General features: G+C 74.2%; 2 protein-coding genes. One reads left to right on the forward strand and one right to left on the reverse strand.

All coding sequences use genetic code 11. The features are described from left to right. On the reverse strand, positions 1-404 hold a 404-nt coding region (locus tag CWIS_RS16990; protein WP_048344540.1), incomplete at its 3' end, for a glycosyltransferase. Positions 405-523: 119 nt separating this feature from the next. Here CWIS_RS16990 and CWIS_RS16995 point away from each other — a divergent pair. After that, positions 524-970, forward strand: a 447-nt coding sequence (locus CWIS_RS16995; RefSeq protein WP_231583987.1) for a glycosyltransferase family 2 protein, incomplete at its 3' end; no start/stop codon positions are given.

Below are 970 nucleotides of genomic sequence, written 5' to 3' on the forward strand. Positions count from 1 at the left end.
GCCTCGTGGACGTGGCACAGCGACGGCACGCGCGCGAGCCGGGCGGCCGCGAGCCACACGGGGATCGTCACGGTGCTCACGTAGAGCACGTCGGCGTGCGTCGAGCGCAGGAACCTGGCCGCGCGCACCAGGGCCGTCGCCGACCGTGCCGCGAGCCCGACGAGACCGCGTGGGCTCAGCAGCGACTTGCGCAGCACCGGGAACGAAGCGATCACCACGTCCGCGCCCAGCCCGTGCGCGCGCTCCGCGAGGGGGCCGTCGGCCGGCAGCACGAGGGTGACGGTCCACCCCGCCGCGAGCGCCGCGCGGACGGACTCGAGCATCTGCAGGTCCGCCCCGTAGAGCTCGGTGGACGGGTGGGCGACGACGAGCCGACGCGTCCCGCTCGTCGTGCGCGATCCCACGGTGAACCTCCGGTGAGCGGGCGAATTCCGCGGAAAGCGGGCGAAGGGGACCGCTGGATGCTATCGAAGTCGGTACTGTCCCCACCGGGCCGTCGAGGGTGAACTCGGTGGTCAGACGGGTGGTCAGACGGGTGGTCGAGGCGGGGAGCGGGACGATGCAGGGTGGGCGCGGCACGGAGCGCGTCGTCGTGGCGATGCTCACGTACCGACGACCGGACGACCTGCGCGAGGCCGTCCCGGCCTTCCTCGCGGCGTCGCAGGACGAGGGCGCGACGCTGCTCGTCGTCGACAACGACCCCGACGGGTCGGCGCGTGCGTGGGTCACGGCCTACGACGACGCACGGCTGCGGTACGCGCACGAGCCGCGTCCCGGCATCGCCGCGGCGCGCAACCGCGCGCTCGACGAGACGGCCGACGCCGACGTGCTCGTGTTCGTCGACGACGACGAACGGCCCGAGCCGGGCTGGCTCGAGGCGATGCTCGGCTACCACCGCAGCACCGGGGCGCCCGTGGTCGTCGGGGCGGTCGTCGCGGACTACGAGCAGCCGCCCGAGGGGTGGATGACC

Source organism: Cellulomonas sp. A375-1, assembly GCF_001040865.1.
Classification (GTDB): Bacteria; Actinomycetota; Actinomycetes; order Actinomycetales; family Cellulomonadaceae; genus Cellulomonas; species Cellulomonas gelida.